This window comes from Bacillota bacterium LX-D (assembly GCA_031628995.1).
GTDB lineage: Bacteria > Bacillota > DUOV01 > DUOV01 > Zhaonellaceae > JAVLUO01.
In genome coordinates this window covers 25,069-47,310 of the sequence record JAVLUO010000007.1, presented here as the reverse complement: position 1 = coordinate 47,310, position 22,242 = coordinate 25,069, and the positions used below count along the sequence as shown (strand labels likewise).

The 22,242-nt window shown below is 39.9% G+C and carries 21 protein-coding genes and 1 riboswitch; of the genes, 19 read left to right on the top strand and 2 right to left on the bottom strand.

Annotation, left to right across the window (positions count from 1 at the left end):
* Position 1: 1 nt before the first annotated feature.
* A complete protein-coding gene (locus tag RDV78_07415) occupies positions 2 to 1,858 on the bottom strand; it encodes a spore germination protein (protein MDS1030310.1) in 1,857 nt (618 codons plus the stop codon).
* A 160-nt stretch (positions 1,859 to 2,018) separates the two neighbouring features.
* On the opposite strand from RDV78_07415, the gene RDV78_07410 reads away from it, so the two are divergent.
* From RDV78_07410 to RDV78_07355, 12 genes are all read left to right on the top strand, one after another.
* Positions 2,019 to 2,171 carry a hypothetical protein gene (locus tag RDV78_07410; protein ID MDS1030309.1) on the top strand — a complete coding sequence of 51 codons (153 nt, stop codon included), beginning with the start codon at positions 2,019 to 2,021 and terminating at the stop codon, positions 2,169 to 2,171.
* Between the two features lie 192 nt (positions 2,172 to 2,363).
* A complete protein-coding gene (gene lgt / locus RDV78_07405; GenBank protein ID MDS1030308.1) occupies positions 2,364 to 3,131 on the top strand; it encodes a prolipoprotein diacylglyceryl transferase in 768 nt (255 codons plus the stop codon).
* Positions 3,132 to 3,290: 159 nt separating this feature from the next.
* Entirely contained in the window at positions 3,291 to 3,989 is a 699-nt protein-coding gene (locus tag RDV78_07400) for a response regulator transcription factor (GenBank protein ID MDS1030307.1), read from the top strand.
* A complete protein-coding gene (locus RDV78_07395) occupies positions 3,986 to 5,740 on the top strand; it encodes an ATP-binding protein (protein MDS1030306.1) in 1,755 nt (584 codons plus the stop codon). Before RDV78_07400 ends, RDV78_07395 begins: the two co-directional genes overlap by 4 nt.
* Positions 5,741 to 5,821: 81 nt before the next feature.
* The gene (gene folP / locus RDV78_07390) at positions 5,822 to 6,637 is read left to right on the top strand and encodes a dihydropteroate synthase (protein ID MDS1030305.1); all 816 of its coding nucleotides are present in this window, start codon (positions 5,822 to 5,824) and stop codon (positions 6,635 to 6,637) included.
* Positions 6,638 to 6,646: 9 nt separating this feature from the next.
* Positions 6,647 to 7,117: a 2-amino-4-hydroxy-6-hydroxymethyldihydropteridine diphosphokinase gene (gene folK / locus RDV78_07385; protein MDS1030304.1), complete on the top strand. Its 471-nt coding sequence runs from the start codon at positions 6,647 to 6,649 to the stop codon at positions 7,115 to 7,117.
* A 74-nt stretch (positions 7,118 to 7,191) separates the two neighbouring features.
* Positions 7,192 to 7,335: riboswitch (FMN riboswitch) on the top strand.
* 140 nt (positions 7,336 to 7,475) lie between these two features.
* On the top strand, positions 7,476 to 8,573 hold the full coding sequence (ribD, locus tag RDV78_07380) for a bifunctional diaminohydroxyphosphoribosylaminopyrimidine deaminase/5-amino-6-(5-phosphoribosylamino)uracil reductase RibD (GenBank protein ID MDS1030303.1): 1,098 nt from the start codon (positions 7,476 to 7,478) through the stop codon (positions 8,571 to 8,573).
* Position 8,574: 1 nt separating this feature from the next.
* On the top strand, positions 8,575 to 9,216 hold the full coding sequence (gene ribE / locus RDV78_07375; GenBank protein ID MDS1030302.1) for a riboflavin synthase: 642 nt from the start codon (positions 8,575 to 8,577) through the stop codon (positions 9,214 to 9,216).
* An 11-nt stretch (positions 9,217 to 9,227) separates the two neighbouring features.
* Complete coding sequence (locus RDV78_07370) at positions 9,228 to 10,445, top strand: bifunctional 3,4-dihydroxy-2-butanone-4-phosphate synthase/GTP cyclohydrolase II (protein MDS1030301.1); 1,218 nt, start codon at positions 9,228 to 9,230, stop codon at positions 10,443 to 10,445.
* Complete coding sequence (gene ribE, locus RDV78_07365; protein MDS1030300.1) at positions 10,436 to 10,897, top strand: 6,7-dimethyl-8-ribityllumazine synthase; 462 nt, start codon at positions 10,436 to 10,438, stop codon at positions 10,895 to 10,897. Before RDV78_07370 ends, ribE (RDV78_07365) begins: the two co-directional genes overlap by 10 nt.
* 139 nt (positions 10,898 to 11,036) lie before the next feature.
* Complete coding sequence (locus tag RDV78_07360; protein ID MDS1030299.1) at positions 11,037 to 12,614, top strand: homocysteine S-methyltransferase family protein; 1,578 nt, start codon at positions 11,037 to 11,039, stop codon at positions 12,612 to 12,614.
* Between the two features lie 32 nt (positions 12,615 to 12,646).
* Positions 12,647 to 13,516, top strand: a complete 870-nt coding sequence (locus tag RDV78_07355) for a DMT family transporter (protein MDS1030298.1) — start codon at positions 12,647 to 12,649, stop codon at positions 13,514 to 13,516.
* Between the two features lie 276 nt (positions 13,517 to 13,792).
* On the opposite strand, the gene RDV78_07350 is transcribed toward RDV78_07355, so the two are convergent.
* Positions 13,793 to 14,629 (bottom strand): peptidoglycan-binding protein, encoded by an 837-nt coding sequence (locus tag RDV78_07350; protein ID MDS1030297.1) that lies wholly within the window; start codon positions 14,627 to 14,629, stop codon positions 13,793 to 13,795.
* 163 nt (positions 14,630 to 14,792) lie between these two features.
* Here RDV78_07350 and RDV78_07345 point away from each other — a divergent pair, with 163 nt between their 5' ends.
* From RDV78_07345 to spoVG, 7 genes are all read left to right on the top strand, one after another.
* Positions 14,793 to 15,596: a cyanophycinase gene (locus RDV78_07345; GenBank protein ID MDS1030296.1), complete on the top strand. Its 804-nt coding sequence runs from the start codon at positions 14,793 to 14,795 to the stop codon at positions 15,594 to 15,596.
* Positions 15,597 to 15,670: 74 nt separating this feature from the next.
* Positions 15,671 to 18,316 carry a cyanophycin synthetase gene (gene cphA, locus RDV78_07340; protein ID MDS1030295.1) on the top strand — a complete coding sequence of 882 codons (2,646 nt, stop codon included), beginning with the start codon at positions 15,671 to 15,673 and terminating at the stop codon, positions 18,314 to 18,316.
* A gap of 221 nt (positions 18,317 to 18,537) precedes the next feature.
* Positions 18,538 to 19,386: a 4-(cytidine 5'-diphospho)-2-C-methyl-D-erythritol kinase gene (gene ispE / locus RDV78_07335; GenBank protein ID MDS1030294.1), complete on the top strand. Its 849-nt coding sequence runs from the start codon at positions 18,538 to 18,540 to the stop codon at positions 19,384 to 19,386.
* Between the two features lie 41 nt (positions 19,387 to 19,427).
* Entirely contained in the window at positions 19,428 to 20,105 is a 678-nt protein-coding gene (locus RDV78_07330) for a GntR family transcriptional regulator (GenBank protein ID MDS1030293.1), read from the top strand.
* Positions 20,106 to 20,139: 34 nt separating this feature from the next.
* Positions 20,140 to 20,907, top strand: coding sequence for a nucleotidyltransferase family protein (locus RDV78_07325; GenBank protein MDS1030292.1), 768 nt, complete (start codon positions 20,140 to 20,142; stop codon positions 20,905 to 20,907).
* 35 nt (positions 20,908 to 20,942) lie between these two features.
* On the top strand, positions 20,943 to 21,812 hold the full coding sequence (purR, locus tag RDV78_07320) for a pur operon repressor (GenBank protein ID MDS1030291.1): 870 nt from the start codon (positions 20,943 to 20,945) through the stop codon (positions 21,810 to 21,812).
* A gap of 66 nt (positions 21,813 to 21,878) precedes the next feature.
* Entirely contained in the window at positions 21,879 to 22,133 is a 255-nt protein-coding gene (spoVG, locus tag RDV78_07315) for a septation regulator SpoVG (protein MDS1030290.1), read from the top strand.
* Positions 22,134 to 22,242: the final 109 nt, after the last annotated feature.

Sequence of the window (22,242 nt, the reverse complement as noted above, 5' to 3'; positions counted from 1 at the left end):
CCTACTCCTTTTGCCCTTCTGGAGGCTCAGTCTGGATCCAGCCTCGAGAAATTTTTGGCTGCCGCCGCTTATTAATAGGATTAATATGATCAGGTCTATTTTCCTGTTTCCAAATAGGGTAACGAATAATTAAGTCAGAACTGCTTTTGGCCTTAGGCCAGCCAGGGGTGAAGAAAGGCACTCCAAAATTTCTCCGGCCGGAAGAAATAGAAAAAGCAGCTACTAAACCGGCAGCAATGCCAAAAAATCCCAAGATGCTGCCTAGAAAGATAAAAACAAAGCGAATGATTCGGGCGGCAAAAGCTAAAGAATAGTTGGGAATAGTAAAGCTTCCCAGGCCTGTTAGTGCTACGACAATAATTAAAATAGGGCTGACAATTCCAGCACCAACGGCTGCCTGGCCTAAAATTAAAGCTCCAATAATACCTAGTGTATTGCCGATTAAACTGGGCATCCGCAGACCTGCTTCCCGAATTAATTCAAAGGAAAATTCCATGAGCAATACCTCAATGACTGTTGGAAAAGGTACTGCCTCTCTTGATTTGGCAATAGAAAATACAAGGTCTGTTGGAATCATCTGCTGATGGTAATTAACTAAAGCAATATACATGCCTGGAGTCAGCAATGCGACCAGTAAACCTATAATTCGGACCATACGTAGTGCAGAGCCGTACTGCCAGCGTAAAAAGGAATCTTCCGGGGAATGCATCAGCGATAAAAAAGTGATGGGCATGACCATTGCAAATGGTGTGCCTTCCACAATGACTGCCACTTTACCTTCCAATAGATGGGAGGCAGTTCTATCAGGCCGCTCCGTTGTCAAGACCTGAGGGGTCAAGCCAAACGGATCATCTTCAATGAGTTGTTCCAGCATGCCGTCGCCGCCAATAAAGTCGGTTTTAATGCTTTTAATTCTCCGCTTTATTTCTTTAACTATGTCTGGGTTGGCAATGCCTCTAATGTACATAATGGAAACTAAACAGTTATTTTCTCGACCTACAGACATAAATTCGTTGACAAGGTTTTTATTTTTAATAATTCTTCTGATTTGAGTAGTATTTGTTTTTAGAGCTTCTGTGAATGCCTCTTGTGAACCTCTGACTACGGATTCCGTAGAAGGTTTATCAATTCCCCTTTTTTCAAAGCCCCGACTTTCAATAGCCAGACAACAAGTGTAGCCATCTACGAAAAGTACCGTCACTCCCATTAAAACTTGGGTAATAGCATCTTGGTAGTTTAGGAGTTTTTTCGCTTGACTTACAGGCAAAACATTATCATTAATATACCGGATAACGTTTTCACCCTGATAATCTTTAAATAATTCCGCATCCATCAGCTGGCGTAAAATAAAATCATTAATTGTATTTCGGTCTGCCATGCCATCGATATAAATCACAAAAGCTTTAATTTGTTTATTAATTTTAAACTCCCTAATTACTACATCGGCATTTCCCGGGATGCTAAATTCTCTTTTTAAGATTTCTAAACTTACATCAATATCCACTGAAATTTCATCCTGGGTCTGCTTTTTCGGCCGTTGCTGATCCTCTTGCTTTGGCTGTTGTTTTTCTTTTTTCCATGGCTGTTGCTGTTTTTTACCTATATCTTTTACCCGCCGCCATTCCTTGGCTCGAATGGGCCGTTTCGGGCCTTTCTCATTGTCGTTTGTATTCTCTAAGTTTCCCTGGGAACCACCATAATCTAAATTCTCTCTCTCTTCTGGACTGACTCTTTGGTCGCTTTCGTTGGGAAGTTCCTCGAGAATGAATCCACTGTTAGTAGGAGGCTTATAGGCTAAAAAAGAAAGCACCTTTTGAAATAGAGTTTGTTTTTTTGGCTGTTCGTTATTTGAAGGCAAATTTATCACCAAGCTATCATTTTTTTATATCTTTTGTAACTTTTAGAAAAAAATGCAAGAAATTTTACCTACAGGGTAATAAATAATTTTCCTCTGTTGTAACATATTTCCTTAAAGATTATAAAATATACTATAAAAAAAACGAAAGCGAGGAAGCGAAATGACAACTGTCCAAAATGTTAATGGTCCATTTTTCAAAAATATTAAAAATATTAATGAAAGAAGTACGGCGCCTGTTGTTCAACAGCAAGAAACCTGTCCTCAACTGCCGGGAACTATTTTAGTGGAGATAATGGATCCTTCGCAGCAATAGTAGATAGTATTACTAAAGCCGGAGGAACTGTAGAGGTAGTCAATAAGTAATTAGTTAAGAAGTAAAAGCAGTTAAGCTTAGCTGCTATTGGCTAATGGAAAGCAAAAAGAGGTATTAATTACAAAGCTTGGCTCTCATTTTCTTGACTTTAAAATTAGCTTGTACCATAATAAACTGCAAAGAGGTGGAAAAATGAGTCCAGTTGCAATTGAAATAGGGCCTTTAACCATTCGCTGGTATGGTATTTTAATTAGCTTGGCTTTAGGCCTGGGAACTATTCTAGCTTATCGGAGAGCTACTAAACGGGGAATTAATCCGGAACATATTTTAAATTTGATTTTGATTGCAGTGCCATCGGCCTTATTTGGGGCGCGGCTCTATTATGTTATTTTCAATTGGCCTGAATATGTCCAAAATGGTCTTTTGGAGGTAATAGCTGTATGGCATGGGGGGCTGGCTATTCACGGTGGATTGCTAGGAGGGGTGTTAGCAGGTTATCTTTACATAAGAAGTCAAAAGTTAAATTTTTGGCAGATGGCAGATATTATTGCTCCTAGTTTAATTTTAGGGCAAGCAATTGGCCGTTGGGGCAATTTTTTTAACCAGGAGGCCTATGGAGGGGTTGTTTCCTTAGAGTTTATTAGCCATTTTCCTGATTTTATTCAAAAGGGCATGTATATTGGAGGAGCATATCATCATCCTACTTTCCTTTATGAATCCCTTTGGAATTTAGCTGTATTTATCTTTTTACTTTGGTTCAGCCGACGTAAACTTCCTGCTGGAACTATTTTTTTAAGCTATTTAGCTTTGTACTCTCTAGGGCGTTTTTGGATTGAGGGATTAAGGACAGATAGTTTAATGCTGGGCCCTTTGCGAGCGGCTCAAGTGGTTAGCGTAATTTTAATTGTTTTAGCGGGGATTTTACTAGCTTGGAGAGTAAGCAAAAGAGAGAAGTACTAATGAAAAGGCAATTGGTTGTGACAATAACTAATTGCCTTTTCTCTAAAACTTTTGAAGGAAGGAGTAATTTTAAAATAGAATTGGGTAACTGAGTAAAAAATAAAATTCTCAATTGGGTTACGAAAATTGTTAATGGTCAAAAATAAATGGGGGGGTAACATGGGTCAAAAAATACTTGTAGTAGATGACGAACCTAGCATTGTAGAATTAGTTAAGTTTAACTTGGAAAATGCTAATTTCTGCGTTGAAGAGGCGGCAACAGGTAATGAAGCACTAGAAAAAGTCAAAAAAGAAAATTTTGCTTTAATAATCTTGGATATTATGCTTCCCGGGGTAGATGGTTTAGAGGTTTGCCGAAGGATACGCCAACAAAGCCAAGTTCCAATTTTAATGCTCAGTGCTCGGGTGGAAGAATTTGATCGGGTGTTAGGTCTAGAGCTAGGTGCAGATGATTATTTGACTAAACCCTTTAGCCCCAGAGAATTAATTGCTAGAGTCAAAGCAATTTTGCGGCGGGTAGACGAAAGTAAATTAGAAGCCAAGGAGCAGGGGATTGCCCTTCGGGGGTTGACTATTTTGCCTGAACAACATAAGGTACTGGTTAAAGGGCAGGAAATAGAACTGACCTTAACGGAATATCGTTTGTTGGAATTAATGCTCCAATCTCCAGGCAGGGTTTTTAGCCGGGAATATTTACTAGAAACTGTATGGGGAATAGACTACTTTGGCGATGCTAGAAACATTGATGTCCACATTCGACATTTGCGGGAAAAAATCGAACCAGACCCTGCCAATCCACAATACATTATAACAGTACGAGGCATCGGGTATAAATTTAGGGAGAAAGATCTATTTTGAAAAGCATTCGCACTAAGTTGACTGTCACCTACTTGTTTTTGATTTTGGTCATTGTGGCTATGACGGCTGGATTGTTAGAATATTCCCTAAGAGATTACAGCAGGGAAAAGTTGAAGCAGGAAATGATTACAGAAGCTGAAGTTACGAGCACCTTGGTAGGAAAAATTGAAAATACTCCCCAGGAATTAAACAAGCTGGTGCTGGAGTTAGGACAAAAAACCGGTGCTAGAGTAACCATTATTTCTCCTCAAGGCCGTGTCCTGGCAGATTCTGCAGCCGATTACCGGAAAATGGAAAACCATTTACATCGTCCGGAAGTACAAACTGCTTTACAAAAGGGGTTGGGAGTAGAAACCCGCTATAGCTTTACTCAAAAGGAAAATTTACTGTACATAGCTAAGACATTTCAAGGCCACAATCAGCTGAAAGGAATAATTCGTTTAGCAATCCCTTTGTCCAAGGCCTATCGTGTTCCTGCGGCTATGAATCGGATCTTATCCTTTAGTATCTTTTTTGCAACCCTGACCGCTCTTGTCTTGAGCTTTATTTTTGCCAGGTGGTTATCTATCCCCCTTAAAGAAATAACTTTAGCAGCGAAAAGAATGGCCACAGGAGATTTTAATTTCAAGATAAATTATCGTTCCGATGATGAAATAGGCCAACTAGCTTTGAATATTAATGATATGGCTGCTTCTTTACAAGAAAAAGTAGCTGAACTCTCCTTCGAAAAAAACCGGATGGAAACAGTAGTTAATTATATTGTCAGCGGAGTTATTTTGCTTAATCGAGAAGGGGAAATACTGCTGATTAATCCTAAGGCAGCCGAAATTTTTGGTGTGGAAGCCCGCAAAGTTTTAGGCAGACATAATTTAAGTGCTACTCACCATTATCATTTAGATGAAAAAGCCAGAGAAGCTTTAGCAGCAGGTGAGGTTTTAACTACCGATTTGCAAACTATTTTACCGGAGGAAAAATCATTCTTAGCCTATTTCGTACCACTGCCTAGGGAAAGAAACAAACAGGAAGTATTAATTGTATTGCACGATATTACCTCATTGCGCCAATTAGAACAAATGAGGGTTGAATTTGTCGCAAATGCTTCCCATGAGCTGCGTTCTCCTTTAACTGCCATTAAAGGATTTGCTGAAACTTTGCTAGACGGGGCCTTGGAGGATGCTGACTTGCGGCAGAGGTTTGTGCAGATTATTAATCGGGAAGCTGAAAGGCTAGATCGTTTAGTGAAGGATCTTTTAGATTTAGCTCGGATTGAGTCTAAGAAAATTAAAATGGACATACATCCTTTTGAGCTAAAATCTTTAGTAGATCAAGTACAAACTGAATTTAGTAAACAATTACGGGAGAAGGGTATATTTTTTAAAGAGAATTTGCCTGCGGATTTGCCCAAAGTCTACGGGGATAGAGACTGGCTCCACCAAGTTTTGATTAATTTAATTGATAACTCCATTAAATATACATCTAAGGATGGTGTGATTGAAGTTAAAGCAATGCTTAAAGACAATGAATTGATGATCGAAGTTAAGGACAGTGGCCAAGGCATTCCCAAAAAAGATTTGCCAAGGATCTTTGAACGTTTTTACCGAGTTGATAAAGCCCGTTCTAGGGAGTTAGGCGGGACTGGTTTGGGGCTTTCCATTGTCAAACATATAATTGAAAGCCACGGTGGAAAAATAGGTGTTTCTAGTGAGCTAGGCCGGGGAACAACTATCCATTTTACACTTCCTATAGATTAATCTTACGAAAATTGTTTGAGAATTTTGTTATTTCCATTTAAAATATTAATATAAATTCTTGTTAAGGATGCGATGCTCAAAATGAAAACTCTGCAGGTTGGAAAAAGCAAATTCGATCTCGGAAAAAGAACCATTATTATGGGTATTTTAAATTTTACACCTGATTCCTTTTCTGACGGAAATATGTTTTTTGATTTGGAAAAAGCTGTTCAACATGGACAAGAAATGGTGGCGGCGGGTGCCGATATCATCGATATAGGTGGAGAATCGACAAGACCAAATTTTGAACCTGTAAGTGCCGAAGAAGAATTAAGACGTGTCCTTCCCGTAATTAAAGCCCTGCGTGAGGTCACTGAAGTTCCTATTTCTATTGATACATATAAGGCCGAAGTAGCAAGACAAGCTATCGAAGCGGGAGCTAATATGCTCAACGATATTTGGGGTTGCAAAGCAGATCCGGAGATGGCTCATGTGGCGGCTTGCTACCATGTTCCCATTTGCTTAATGCATAATAAAAAAGAAGCTGTTTATAACCAGCTAATTCCGGACATCCTTGCTGAGCTGCAAGAGTGTATAGACATTGCCAAAGCAGAGGGAGTAGAGGATCAGAATATTATAATTGATCCGGGCATTGGTTTTGGCAAGACACTAGAACACAATTTAGAAGTTATGCATCAATTGCAAAAGTTTAAGGTCTTAGGATATCCTTTATTGTTGGGAACTTCCAGAAAGTCGATGATTGGCAAAGTTTTAGACCTTCCCGTAGAGGAACGGGTTGAGGGGACAGCGGCCTCAGTGGCAGTAGGAATTGCTAAAGGGGCTGATATTATTAGAATCCATGACGTTAGAGCAATGAGTAGAGTAGCTAAAATGACTGACGCCATGATCAGAAGGTAGGTGCTTTAGTTGGCAGTAGCTTTTATTGGTTTAGGCTCAAATTTAGGTGACAAACAGGCAAATATAAAAAGGGCCATTGAAATGCTTAATGGACATGAAGAAGTGGATGTAACCAAAATTTCCCCTAACTATGAAACAGAACCTGTCGGTTATGCAGAGCAAGATAATTTTTTTAATGCTGTTGTAGCTGTGGAAACTAGTTTAACTCCTTTGAAATTATTGGAATTATGTTTAAATATTGAGCAAGAATTAAAAAGGGTTCGCAAGATTAAATGGGGGCCCAGAACCATTGATTTGGACATTTTACTTTACGATGACTTAATTATTAAAACAGAGCAGCTGACAGTACCCCATCCCTATCTTCATGAACGCTGGTTTGCCTTAAAACCTTTGAATGACTTAGCACCAAATTTAATTCATCCTGTCTTAGGTGAAAGTGTTAGTGAATTGCTGGCTGAGTTAGAACAGCAAAATGATTAATTCATTGTTTTTACTTCTTGCAAAATAGATATTTACATTGTATCCTTTAGATAAGGATAGACAAATAAATAATGTTGTACCTTCAGGGGTTGGTTAAAGGCGAAAGCCTTGATTCCACACCGGCGGTGATGCTTTGTACAAGCTAAGCCCGCGCGCCGAAAGGTTGATTCGGGGAAGTTCCGAAGCCGACAGTTAAGTCTGGATGAAAGAAGGTGACTAACAAGAGCTATAAAAATTTTTGCATCGATTTTTAAGTGATTTTAGAAAATTTTTTAAAGTTATAGCTTGAAAGTTAGCATTTTTAAACCCTTGGATAGATACATCCAAGGGTTTTTTAGTTTGCTCAAGGAGGTTAAAAATGAATCACCACTTGTTTATGCAGAGAGCTTTAGCTTTAGCAGTTAAAGCTAAGGGGAGAACCAGTCCCAACCCCATGGTAGGGGCTGTAGTTGTCAAAGATGGAAAAATTGTGGGAGAAGGCTATCATCACCAGGCAGGAGCCCCTCATGCCGAAGTTTTGGCACTTCAGGAAGCGGGGACAAAAGCTCAAGGCAGCACCTTGTATGTAACCCTAGAACCCTGCTGCCACTTTGGGAAAACACCTCCTTGTGTGGAGAAAATTATTCAATCTGGTGTGAGGGAAGTCATTGGTGCTGTAGCAGACCCAAATACCCTAGTTAACGGCCAAGGATATGAACTCCTGAAAGCAGCTGGAATTAAGGTGCAAGTTGGGGTTTTGCGTCAGGAAGCTGAACAATTAAACGAGGTATTTTTCAAATATATACGCACCAAAAAGCCTTTTGTAACCTTAAAGTGGGCCATGACTTTAGATGGGAAAATCGCTACTGTTAATAACGATTCAAAGTGGGTAAGCAATGAGAAATCCAGGGCTTTGGTCCACCAGTGGAGGGATAGTACCGACGCACTAGTTGTAGGTGTGAACACTATCTTAAATGATAACCCTTTTTTAACTACCAGGCTTCCCCATGGTAGAGGGAAAGACCCCTGGAGAATAATTTTAGATACCCATTTACGTACGCCGGTAGAAGCTAATGTTTTAAATACAGCTTCCAAAGCTCCTACTATTATTTGCTGCGGGCCGGAAGCAGATGAAATTAAGAAAAATAATTTAGCAGCGCAAGGGGTACAGATTTGGGAACTGCCAATTCAGGGAGGAACCTTAGACTTAAATTATTTACTTGAGAGTTTAGGGAAGCAAGAACTAACCAGCATTTTAGTTGAGGGAGGAGGAAAGGTGTTAGAATCTTTCTTTCGCCTAGGACTTGCTGATAAAGTTTGCTGCTTTATTGCTCCCAAAATCCTAGGTGGAGAAGCGGCTAAAACCCCTGTAGAGGGGGAAGGTATTAAGCTGATGAGTCAAGCTTACAAGTTGACCCGTGTATCCCACGAAAGTATCGGAGAGGATTTATTAATTACTGGATATTTGAGGAGGTAATATGTTTACAGGAATTATTGAGGAATTAGGCCAAGTAGTGGACAACAAAAGATCATCTGCCAAGAATTACCTTAAAATTAAAGCTGAGAAAGTACTTTTGGGAACTAAAGTTGGCGACAGCATTGCTGTAAATGGAGTTTGTTTAACGGTTACGAAGCTAGAAAAAAATGCTTTTTTTGCTGATGTTATGCCGGAAACTTACCGTAAAACGACTTTGGAAAGTTTAAAGCTAGGGGAAAAAGTTAATTTAGAAAGGGCTGTAGCTGCCGACGGCAGATTTGGCGGCCATTTTGTCAGCGGTCATATAGATGGCAGCGGTGAAATCTGCAAAGTGCAAAGAGAGGAAAATGCAGTGCTTTTAGCAATTAATGTTTCCTCTGATTTACTGCCCTATATTATTCCTAAGGGCTCCATTGCCATAGATGGCACCAGCCTTACAGTTGCAGCAGTAAGTGCCCAAGGATTTTCCGTATCCTTGATTCCCCACACTTTTCAGGAGACCAATTTGCAGTTTAAGAGTCAAGGGGACAAGGTAAATTTGGAAACTGACCTTATGGCTAAGTATTTAGCTAATTTTCTAACAAACTTAAAGGACCAAAAAAGCAAATTATCTATAGATTACTTGACTAAGCTAGGTTATTAGGAGTGATTTAGATGCTAAGCACAATTGAAGAAATTATCGCTGATTTAAAACAAGGGAAAATGGTAATTATGGTAGACCATGAAGATCGAGAAAATGAAGGAGATCTTTTAATGGCTGCGGAAGCAGTTACCCCCGAAGCTATAAACTTTATGATTACTCATGGCAGAGGGTTAGTTTGCCTGCCTATGGAAGAAGAAAGGGCCAATGAACTTAAGCTGCCTGTAATGGTCAATAGCAATACGGATCCTTTTTACACTGCCTTTACTGTTTCCATAGATCTTAAAAAAGGAACTACTACTGGTATTTCACCTTATGACAGGGCCAAGACTATTTTCCACGCTGCGGATGAAAGGGCCCAGGCAGAAGACTTTGTACGCCCTGGACATGTGTTCCCTTTGCGGGCTAAAAAGGGAGGAGTACTGAAAAGAGCGGGGCATACAGAGGCGGCAGTTGACTTAGCAAGGCTGGCAGGTTTTAAACCTTTGGGAGTAATTTGTGAAATCATTAAAGCAGATGGCACCATGGCTCGCTTAAAAGATTTAGAAGTTTTTGCTCAAGAGTTTAAGCTAAAAATCGGCAGTATTCAGGATTTAATTGCTTATCGCAAAAAACATGAGCAGCTAGTAGAAAAAATAGCAGAGGCTGCTTTGCCCAGTAAATATGGTCAATTTAAACTTAATGCCTATAGGGACAAATTAACGGGACAAGATCATTTGGCAATTGTTAAAGGAAATCCCAGAGGTGAAGAACCTGTCCTTGTCCGTGTCCACTCTGAGTGCTTAACAGGGGATGCTTTAGGCTCCTTAAGATGTGATTGCGGTGATCAGCTAGGTAAGGCTTTACAAGCCATAGAGAGAGAAGGCAAAGGAGTAGTTGTGTATCTAAGACAGGAAGGCAGAGGCATAGGCTTAGGAGCAAAAATGAAGGCTTATGAGCTGCAGGATCAAGGTTTAGATACAGTTGAGGCCAACGAGGCTTTAGGTTTTCCCGCTGATTTACGGGATTACAGCATTGGAGCTCAGATTTTAACAGATCTAGGTATACGAAATATCCGCTTGATGACTAATAATCCTAGGAAAATCAGAGGTTTAGAGAACTATGGATTGAAAATTGTGGAAAGAGTGCCTCTACAGATTCCCTATGGGCCAGAAAACAAAAAGTATCTCTTAACTAAAAGATTTAAACTTCAACATGATTTGGAAATTGGGGGAGATAGAATATGCAAATAATTGAAGCTAATTTAATCGGCACCGGCTTAAGGTTTAGCATAATTGCCAGCAGATTTAATGAATTAATTACCCGAAAGCTGGTAGAAGGAGCCAAAGACGGACTCCTTAGACACGGTGTCCGGGAGGAAGATATTTCTTTAGTGTGGGTTCCCGGTGCTTTTGAAATTCCGATTATAGCCAAAAAAGCAGCACAAAATCCTAAAACTGATGGAGTTATTTGTTTAGGAGCAGTTATCCGAGGGGCGACTCCTCATTTTGAGTATGTCAGCGCCGAAGTAAGTAAAGGCGTTGCTAGTGTAGGCCTAGAGGTAGGAAAGCCAGTAATTTTTGGAGTTTTAACTACGGATACCATTGAGCAGGCTATTGAGAGGGCTGGCACTAAAGGAGGCAATAAAGGTTGGGATGCTGCCCAAAGTGCTATTGAAATGGCAAATTTAATGAAACTAGTCTAAAATAGAAAGGCAGTCTGTCATGTTGGCATACTGCCTTTCTTATAAAAAGAAACAATTTTACTGATTACTAATATGCTAAGGGTGGAATAGAGCAGCTTTTTATTTTATGATGGAAATAAAACTAATGGAGGTAACAGCAGTGAATTGGCAGGAGATGCAGGATGAAATTATGCTCTTTGATGGTGCCATGGGTACGATGCTTCAGGGGGCAGGTTTAAAACCGGGACAGTGTCCAGAACTCCTTAACCTGGAGAACCCAGAAATTATTCGAAAAGTCCACCAGTCCTATATTCAAGCCGGTGCTAACATAATTGAAACAAATACTTTTGGGGCTAACCCCTTAAAACTAAGGGAATATGGATTAGATGGCAAAACAAGGGACATTAATAGACAAGGAGTCCGCATTGCCAAGGAAGCTGCTGCCGGCAGGGCTTTAGTTGCTGGCTCAGTGGGCCCTACCGGACTCCTTCTTGAGCCCTATGGCCCAGCTACCTTTGCTGAAGTATATAAGGCTTATAAGGAACAAATTGAAGCTTTAGCTAAGGCAGGTGCAGATTTAATTTGCATTGAAACTATGTCCGATTTAAATGAGATTAAAGCAGCATTGCTGGCCGCTAAGGAGTGCTCCAGTCTCCCTATTGTATGTATGATGTCCTTTAATCCTCAAGGTAGTACCATGATGGGAGTCAGCCCGGAAACGGCAGCTGTTGTTCTTTCTGCTTTGGGAGCAGATGTTGTTGGAGCCAATTGTTCTGCTGGAGCCTCAGAGCTGTTGCCAGTTATGGAGCGGATGGGGAAAGTATCGGATAAAATGTTAATTGTGCAGCCTAACGCCGGACTGCCGGTTTTTCAAGCTGGACAGGTATCTTATGCTGAAGATGCAGCTAGTATGGCTCAGCATGCTGAAAATTTTGTCCAGGCAGGGGTGCAAATCTTGGGAGGCTGCTGCGGTACTTCGCCCCAGCATATACAGTCTTTGGCAGCTAAAGTAAAACATAGGCCGCCGGTCCAGAGGAAAAAACATAAAGTTTTATTTATTTCAGGGCGGAAAATGGTTTTAGGTATGGGAGAGCATAATGAGACTGTATCTATTGAGGGTCTAAATTCTTTTAGTGCTAATGAAGGTCAGCAAATTTTACAAAAAGGCGCACAAGGTTTGTTGATTAAGCTGCCTGCCCATTTAGACCTTAGGGAGCTGCAACAAAAGTTTTTAGCTTTTCAAGGTGTAGTAGATGCACCTTTAGCTCTAAAGGCTGAAAACCCAGCTGCATTGGAAGCTGTCCTAAAAATAGTACGGGGCCGTCCACTGCTATTTGGCCTAACGGCGACGGAAGATAGTTTAAATAAATTCCTGCCTCTAGCAGCTAAGTATGGAGCAGGAATTGTAGCTGCAACTATAGACGAATCTGGCGTGCCAGAGAACAACGGGGAAAAGATTGCTTTAGCTGAAAAAATTATGGCCCGAGGAAAAGAAGTGGGAATTAATCCTTGGGATATTGCCATAGATGCCTTGGCTTTACCTTTTAAAGCAAAAGCAGCTTTGGAGGAAGAGAAGCTAGCAGTTTACAGCACACTCAAAAAATTAGGTGTTCAGGGGGCCATTTCCTTATCAGAAGAAAAGTTTTGGCCTGCCTGGCTCCCTAAGGATAGAGAAAAGCTTAAGACTTATCTGGGGCAAAATCAGATTGACCTTTTTTTAGCTAATCTTTTAAGCTAATTGATAGAATAAAACGGATTTAAGGAGTAAATATGAAACTAAAAAAGCAAACAATAGCGGAATTATCCATACTTTTTATTACTGCAGTTTGGGGTTTATCCTTTGTTATTATTAAAGATGGGACTACAGAAATAAATCCCTACTATTATAACTTTATTCGCTTCTCTCTAGCAGGATTACTGCTTTTAGGCTGCAGTTATCAGAAATGGTCTTTAATTAACGCTGAAGTCATCAAGAAGGGTTTCTTTGTGGGACTAGCTTTATCTGGCGGTTACATTTTCCAAGCCATAGGAATTAAGTACACAACTGCCTCTAATGCAGCCTTTATAACCAACTTAGCTATTGTTTTTGTACCCTTATTGCTGATTCTTATTGAACGTCACTTTCCTGGCCCCATAACAGTTCTAGGCGTAATTTTTTCAACTATTGGTTTAGCCTTATTAAGTTTGCAAGAAAACTTCTCCATTCAATATGGGGATTTACTAGTCTTAATTTGTGCTATTTGCTATTCTATTCATTTAATTTTAGTTAATCGATATACTAAAAGCTTTGATACCCTTATTTTTACTACGTTCCAAATTTTAACTGTAGCTGTAGTTAGCGGCTTAATTGGCTTGGGGCAGGAACCTGTTACCTTGGCTTCTTTGTCTGCTTTATCAGCTGATTTTTGGTTAGGGGTTGCTATTTTAGCCCTTTTTGGCACGGCAGTTGCTTTTTTTGTCCAAACCTGGGCTCAAAAATTTGCCAGCCTGACAAGAGTTACCTTGCTTTTAGCCTTAGAGCCTATCTTTGCTCTGGTCTTTGCTTATCTTTTTTTGGGGGAAGTATTTACATTAAAAGAATTTATCGGCACAGGGATGATGTTGGGAGGTATTTTACTTATTGAGCTGAAAGGAGCTTGAACTGCTCAGAATAATATTATTAACACGTTCCTATGTTTATACAGTGTAAATACAGCAACTAGTGGAGATCCCCAAGCTTTCTCGGATCTATACTTTAGAACGGGCGGCAATGAAAATTATGGATACGGTTTCATTGTTTGAATTCAAGGATGATTTTCCAGTTGTAATCTGGCAGGCTCATATTTCTTGGAAACCTTTTATCAGCTCGAACATAAAACATCCTTACGAAAAATGTAAGGATGTTTTGACCAGTAATATTTTTAAAGCGCAAAGGGTTTAAGGCATCGTTAGTCCTAATACAGTATCGTATGTTTTTTCAAGTTCCTCGTATGTTGCTGGTCCTACAATACCATCTGTTGCTAGTTTATGAGCTTTTTGAAAAGCCATGACGGCATTTCTAGTTTGGCTGCCATAAACTCCATCAACATCTCCTTGATAGTAACCAAGCACTTGCAGCTTTTCCTGCACAGCAACAACATCGGAACCTGGTTCTACGCCTACCTGAAGTATTCTTCCTGTAAAGACTCGACCAATAATTTTGACTGGAGTGCCTATAGGAACAATGGCAAATAGTTTAATAACATCTTCATTATACATGCGTACACAACCATGGCTGGCGGGAGATCCAATGGAAGCGGGATTATTAGTTCCATGAATGCCATATCCGCCCCAGGGGACGTTTAACCTCATCCACCTAGCTCCAAAAGGACCGCCTGGATTAACTAGTTTTTCGATAATTACCCAATTGCCAATAGGAGTTGGGGTGTTAGGCTTACCTACAGCAACGGGGTAGGTAGCTTGAATTACTCCATTTTTAAGAAGTGTAAGTCGGAACTTTTGGACATCAATGGAAATACTATATTCATGATTAATATTAATAGGATCTTTGGGCAGTCCTAATGCATTCCAGGTATCGGGCCCTACAACCCCATCTGCTGTAAGACCAACTGCGTTTTGAAAATTTTGCACAGCTGCTGCAGTTACCTTTCCATAAATACCATCTACTTTTCCTGAATAATACCCTAAACTAGCAAGCCTTTCTTGTACGTTTCGTACATCGGGACCTGTCATCAAAGGATTTGTTAAGCGTAAAAACCGGCTGGCGTAAAGCATGTTATCCCCCCTTAGAACATATTACGTACCCAAAGAAATTTGGTGAGGAGGAATTTATAAAGAATAGATATATTCCGAGATAGTAGAATAGATTGGCCTTGTATATTTATTAGTATATATGGTAAATATATGAAATAACTAAACAATTAACGTTGGAGGCATTATGGAAGAAAAAGTACAAGGCACCCTAGTTATTATTGGCGGGGCAGAAGATAAAAAAGGTAAACAAGAAATTTTAAAAAAATTTATCGACTTATCAGGCAATGAAGATGCCCGGCTGGTGGTTATGACTGCCGCCACGGAAGAGCCGGAAACTGTGGGGGAAAATTATCGTCGAATTTTCAAAGATTTAGGCGTAAAGGATATTGCAGTGCTAAATATCAACAGCCGCCAGGAAGCAAACGAGCAATATTATGCTGATACTATAAAATCCTCTACAGGTATTTTCTTCACTGGAGGCGATCAATTACGCATTACCAGTCTCTTAGGAGGAACTAGTACCTATTGGGCTTTAATAGATGCTTACCAGCAAGGAATTGTCATAGCTGGCACTAGTGCAGGTGCTTCTGTTATGAGTGAAACCATGATTGTGGAAGGAGACAGCGAAGAGGCACCGAAGAAGAATACTTTAAAAATGGCTCCGGGAATGGGTTTTATTAAAGGTGTTGTGGTTGACCAACATTTTGCCCAGCGAGGCAGAATTGGCAGACTTTTATCTGCTGTGGCGCAAAACCCCGATATTTTAGGCATTGGCATCGATGAGGACACTGCTATTGTAGTTAACTCCGATGCTAAATTTGAAGTATACGGTTCTCAGACCGTAACTATTGTTGATGGTTGGTTAGTTAACCATAGTAATGTATCGGAGTCTAGCCCTAGTGAAGCATTAGCTCTGACTAATATTACCCTGCATGTTTTGCCTGCAGGCTATAGTTTTGATTTAAATCATCGAGTACCAATTTCTTAGGTTAAGCAGTCTGATTAAGTACTGCTTGTTATATATAGATAATATACAACTCTTAAGGAGGACTGCAATCCATCATGGAAATCAAATCCATGCGGGCAATTGAAGGTAAGAATATGTACTGCCTGCATCCGGTAATTGTACTCCAGCTAGATTTAGGAAAATATAGTGATTGTTATACTAATGAACTTCAGCAGTTTACAGAAGGTTTATTAAAAATTGTGCCTACTCTGAGAGAACATTATTGTTCGCGGGGAAGGCCGGGAGGCTTTGTAGAAAGGCTGAGAGAGGGTACTTTGCTTGGGCATGTGGTAGAACATGTTGCTCTTGAATTGCAATACTTAGTGGGAAGCAAAGTAGTTTACGGTCAAACAAGGTTATTAAAGGAACCTGGGTTATATCAAATTGTACTCGAATATGAAGTTAAAGAAGTTGGCTTTTTAGCGATAAAGCTGGCTCTGGGTATAGTAGATGCTGTTCTAAATGGCCGAACATGGAAGCTGGAAGATGGTTTAAATAAGTTGAACAAAGTAAAAGCAAAATTTTCTTTAGGACCAAGCACGCAAGCTATTGTAGATGCTTGCAGGGAACGTAATATTCCTGTACTGCCTTTAGGAGAAGGCAGTTTACTGCAACTAGGTTATGGCAGTAAACAGCGTAGAATAGAAGCAACTATTACCCAGAATACATCTTGTATTGCTGTAGATATTGCTGGTGATAAATTACTGACTAAAAACTTGTTGGCTGAGGCAGGTATTCCTGTGCCAAAGGGTAATATCGCTAAAAGTTTGGACCAAGCATTGCTGCAAGCAAAGAAAATAGGTAAAAGAGTAACGGTAAAACCATATAATGGTAATCAAGGAAAAGGTGTTTCTCTAAACCTTCAAAGCCCTCAGGAAATTACTTCTGCTTTTCAAATTGCTAAAAACTATAGCGAAAAAATACTTATTGAAGAATATATTGAGGGTAAGAATTATCGTGTACTGGTTGTAGGCAACAAAATAGTTGCGGCTGCCGAACGAATTCCAACTTTTGTAGTTGGCGATGGAAAAAATAGCATTAGGAAATTAATTGAGATTATAAATGAAGACCCTCGACGTGGCTTCGGCCATGAAAAACCCTTAACTAAAATTAAAATCGATCCTGAACTAATTTTAGTTCTTACGAAGCGGGGCCTAACTTTAGATTATATTCCCTCCCCGGGAGAAAGGATAAACCTGCGGGAAAATTGTAATATTTCCAGTGGAGGGATTGCTGTAGATGTAACAGAGGAAGTTCATCCGGAAAACGCTGAGCTAATACTTAGAGCAGTGAGCACTATTGGACTAGATGTGGCGGGGGTGGATTTGGTTACTCTTGATATACGGCAACCTATGGAGCAACAAGGCGGCGCAATTATCGAAATAAATGCAGCTCCTGGCATCCGCATGCACCTTTTTCCTTCTCAAGGTACTGCCAGGGATGCCGGCAAAGCCATAGTGGATTCTATGTTTGGGCCGGAAGAAGATGGACGTATTCCCGTGGTAGCGGTAACAGGCACCAATGGAAAAACAACCACCACTAGGCTCATTGCCAATATGTTAAAAACACATGGACATTTAGTTGGGTATACTACTTCTACCGGAATATATATAGATGAAAAATGTATTTTAAAAGGGGATAATACAGGGCCTCTTAGCGCCAAGACCGTTCTCCGAGACAGCAGAGTAACAGCAGCTGTTTTGGAAACAGCTCGAGGTGGAATGTTGAGAAATGGCCTTGGCTACGATTTAGCTCAAGTGGCTGTGGTGACAAATATCACTGAGGATCATTTAGGCCAGTATAATATTAATACTTTAGAAGATTTAGCCATGTTAAAATCCTTAGTAGTTGAAGCATTGCCGCCTACAGGATATGCTATTTTAAATGCTGATGATCCTTTGGTAGCAGCTATGGCAAGGAGAACTAAAGCTCAAGTTATCTACTTTAGTCGCCATCCCCAAAATATTATTGTTCGCAGGCACTTAGGTATTGGCGGTAAGGGAGTTTTTGTCTCCGAAGGGCAAGTATGTATTGCTCAAGGCAGGGACTTTCAGAAAATACTTCCAATCAAAGAAATAGCTTTAACTTTTAATGGACAAGCAAGTTATAATACAGAAAATGCCTTGGCAGCAACAGGTGCGGCCTGGGCTTTGAACATTGAAGTAGAAGAAATGGCCAAGTCCTTAAGAAATTTTGGCTTAGAAAGATGGCATAATCCGGGACGGTTAGAATTTTATGAAATAAAAGGCGTTAAGATAATTGTCGATTATGGCCATAACCCGGCAGGCCTGGAGGAAGTATTTAAGTTCGTTCAGAGTTTACAAGGAAATTGTATCCGTGGAGTTATTGGAATTCCAGGCGATAGGCTGGACACCACTATCCGCAAAGCCGGACAGGTAGCCGCCAGATGTTGTCAATGGATATATATTAAAGAAGATCGGGATTTACGAGGCAGAAAACCTGGCGAAGTAGCTCAACTGTTGTTTAAAGGAGCTATGAGCGGAGGAAATGGAAAGCATGTCCAAGGTATAAATATTGAATTAAATGAAGTAGCAGCCTTTGAATGTGCTTTGAAGGATAGTGTGCCTGGCGATATAGTGGTAGTATTTTATGAAGAATTAGAACCTATTTTACAAAGCATTGCTCGTTGGGCTGGGGACTCTTTAGCCAAAACGTCATCTAGGGCAGCTTCAGCAAACTAAGTGGCCACTGTAAAGTGAGTTGCAAAGTATAGCGGTTATTTCACATAGCCACTATACTTTGATTCTAAAGTACGCGCAATGGCGCTTTTTTGTTTTAAGTTCCAGAAAGAAAAAGGAGTTTTTGCATTTGTGTTGTAATATGATGAGGGAGAACTTTCCCAGTTCTGTAATAGTTCTAGGAATAATTTAGGTGTAATATTACTTAATTGTGGGGTATAATATTGGATAATTTAACAATAAATGCTTATGCAAAAATAAACCTAACTTTAGATGTATTTAGGCTCCGGCCTGATGGATTTCATGAAGTGCAAATGGTAATGCAGTCTATTTCCTTAAAGGATAGATTGTCTTTTGCTCCCGCCAGTACCTTGACCTTAACAGCAACTGATCCTCAACTGGTTAACGATCAAACAAACCTAGTTATGAAAAGTGCTGAGTTGTTAATGTCCAAAACTGGTGTTAAGAAAGGGGCAGCAATCAAAATTGAAAAGAATATTCCTTTGGCTGCAGGTCTGGCCGGAGGCAGCAGTGATGCGGCAGCAGCTCTTTTAGGTTTAAATATTCTTTGGGACCTAGGCTTGACCATAGGAGATCTTATAACCATAGGGGCTGAATTAGGTTCTGATGTGCCCTTCTGTTTGATAGGAGGTACTATCTTAGCCCAAGGCAGAGGGGAAATACTCCGCTTTTTGCCAAAGATACCTAAATTATGGCTTGTTTTAGTTAAGCCGGATTTTGGTGTCAGTACGAAGGAAGTATATCAAAGATGGGACGAATTAGGGGAAAAGTTGCCTGAACAGAGTTTCCAGGCTCTTGAAGCTATTTATACGGGAGATAGAAATAGGGTAGTGGCTGCTTTAAGCAACCATCTTGAGCTGATAACAGGTAAGCTATATCCAGAAGTGCTAAAAATAAAACAAAAATTATATGATTTAGGTGCTAAAAAGGCTATAATGAGTGGCAGCGGGCCAACAGTTTATGCCGTAGTTGACGACGAAACCATGGCACAAAGAATGGCTTTATTACTTAAAAACGATTATTCCCAGGTTTATGTTACTAGCACTATCTGAGCTTATGGGTTCTAAATTTTTTTTTTACAGGGGGAATATTGATGACTCAACGTTTATCACCTATTAAACTTGAAAATTATATGCCCTTGAGAGAAATTGTTTTCGAAGCACTACGAGAGGCAATTATTTCTGGAAGCCTGAAGCCGGGGGAAAGGTTAATGGAAGTACAGCTGGCAGAAGAAATGGGAGTTAGCCGCACCCCGGTGCGGGAAGCTATTCGCAAATTAGAATTGGAAGGCTTTGTGGTAATGCTGCCAAGAAAAGGTGCTTACGTAGCAGATATTTCTTCCAAGGACATTGCCGATGTTTATGAAATTAGGTCAGCACTAGAGGCGTTAGCTGCCGGGCTTGCTGCAGAGCGGATTACTGACGAGGAATTAGAGGAATTACAACGCATTCTAGTTAAGGTTAGCGAAAGTGCCGAAAGCCATGATTTAGAAACATTAATTAACGTGGATACTGAATTTCACGATGTATTGTATAAGGCCAGCAGAAACGAACGTTTAGTACAAATTATTTCTAATTTACGGGAACAAATTCAAAGGTTTCGTTCCCAAACTCTGTCTTATCCAGGCCGAATGAAGAATGCTTTGGAAGAACACAAAAAAATTGTGGAAGCTATTGCAGACCGCAATGTTGCTCTAGCCAGCAGGTTGGCTCAGGAACATATAGAGAGTGCTGAAAACAGTATGTTGGAGGCACTGCAAAAGACAAAGTAAGGCTGTTTAAAAATTTTTTAAGGGGTGTGCTTAAATGAAAGTAGATGCTATTGTGTTAGCAGGAAGCCCAAATCAAGGCCCACTTAAAGAGTGCAGCCCGGCAGCCCACGAAGCGCTAATTCCAATAGGTAAAAGACTTATGGTTGATTATGTTGTAGAAGCCTTAAAAAGTTCTTCCAACGTCAATAACATTATTATTGTCGGCCCAGTGGAACTAGAGGCCTACTACAAGGGGCAGCCAGGGATCACTTTGGTTGAGGCCGGTGATGATGCAGTTGAAAGTTTAAGCAAAGGGCTAAAAAGGGTAAGTACTCCTGGACATGTTTTAGCAGTAACTTCTGATATTCCCCTTTTGACACCTGAAGCCATTGAGGCATTTATGCAAAAATGTGCTGCACTGAATGCGGATTTATTTTATCCCATTATACCTAAGAAAATAAATGACCAAAGATACCCCAATGTAATGCGGACCTATGTTACCTTAAAAGAAGGAACTTTTACAGGTGGGAATATTTTTCTGTTCAACCCTAGGATTATGCCAGGCTCCGCTGCAATTGGAGCAGAACTTGTCAAATTAAGAAAAAGTCCCTTTGCTTTATGTAAGCAGATAGGAATAATTTTTATAGTAAAATTTTTACTAAAGTTGTTAACCATTAGGGAAGTAGAAGCACGTTTTTCCAAGCTTCTCAAATTAAAAGGCAGGGCTGTAATCATCGAGTATCCGGAAATCGGCATCGATGTTGATAAACCCAGCGATTTAGAATTAGTGTATAGAGCCTTGATTAAAGAAAAGATATGCTGATGTGGTTAGATTGATGACGGATTGGGGGACGGTCTATGCGCAGGAGCCAAAGGATAGCTATAATTACAAAAGTTCTCAGTGAAAATCCACGGAAGCTTTTTCCTTTAAACTATTTTACGGAAGAATTAGGTGCTGCCAAATCTACGATAAGTGAAGATTTAGCACTCATTAAGGATACTTTTAATGTGTATAATTTAGGAGAAATTCAAACTATAGCTGGAGCAACTGGCGGGGTGAAATTAATTCCTCGTTTAGGAGAGGAAAATATCAAAAAATTTTTAGAAAGCTTTGCAGAAAGACTTACCGAAAAGGAAAGAGTAATACCCGGCGGATATATTTATATGACGGATCTTATTTTCAATCCTAATTATGCAAATATGGTGGGAGAAATATTTGCCACTGTATATAATCATTTAGAACCGGACTATATTGTAACTATTGAAACAAAAGGTATTCCCTTGGCTATGTCAACAGCTCGTGCTTTTAATGTTCCCTTAGTTATCATTAGAGATGACAGTAAAGTTACAGAAGGCTCTGCGGTCAGCATCAATTACATTTCAGGTTCAACTGGGCGAATACGAACAATGGCTTTAGCCCGGCGCTCTCTGCCTACAGGATCTAAAGTACTATTAATCGATGACTTTATGCGGGCCGGAGGTACGGCACGAGGAATGAAAGAATTAATGGAAGAATTTAAGACGGAAGTTTTGGGAATAGGTGTTTTAGTAAGTACTGCCGAGCCTGAAGAAAAGTTGGTGGATGACTATTTATCCCTTTTAGTACTAGAGTCAGTCAATGAAAAAGAGAAGAAAATTGTTTTAAAGCAAGGAAGCTGGCTGCAAAATAATATTTCCGAAGAATATGGGAACATTGGTAAAATTTACGAAGAGAAAGAAGGAATTTAATACCAAATGGCGAATTAGGCAAATAGGAAGCAGCCATTGAGCTAGCAGAAAGGGATGGTGGTTGTGTTGAATATTACAGATGTACGTATCAGAAAGATTAATCAAGAAGGAAAAATGAAAGCGGTAGTATCCGTAACTTTTGACGAGGCTTTTGTTGTACATGATGTAAAAGTTGTTGAAGGCCAAAACGGACTTTTTGTAGCTATGCCAAGCAGAAAAACTCCTGAAGGGGAGTACAGAGATATTGCCCATCCTATCTCCTCTACAGCCCGGGGAATTATCCAATCTGCCGTACTAAAAGCATATGAGGAAGCTATTTAATTAGTAAATTTTTATAAGGTAACAAGCTGTTCTGAGCAAAAAAGCAGGACAGCTTTTTTTTATTAGACTTTCTATTTTTTTATAATATGTTAAAATAGCTTTGGGAAAA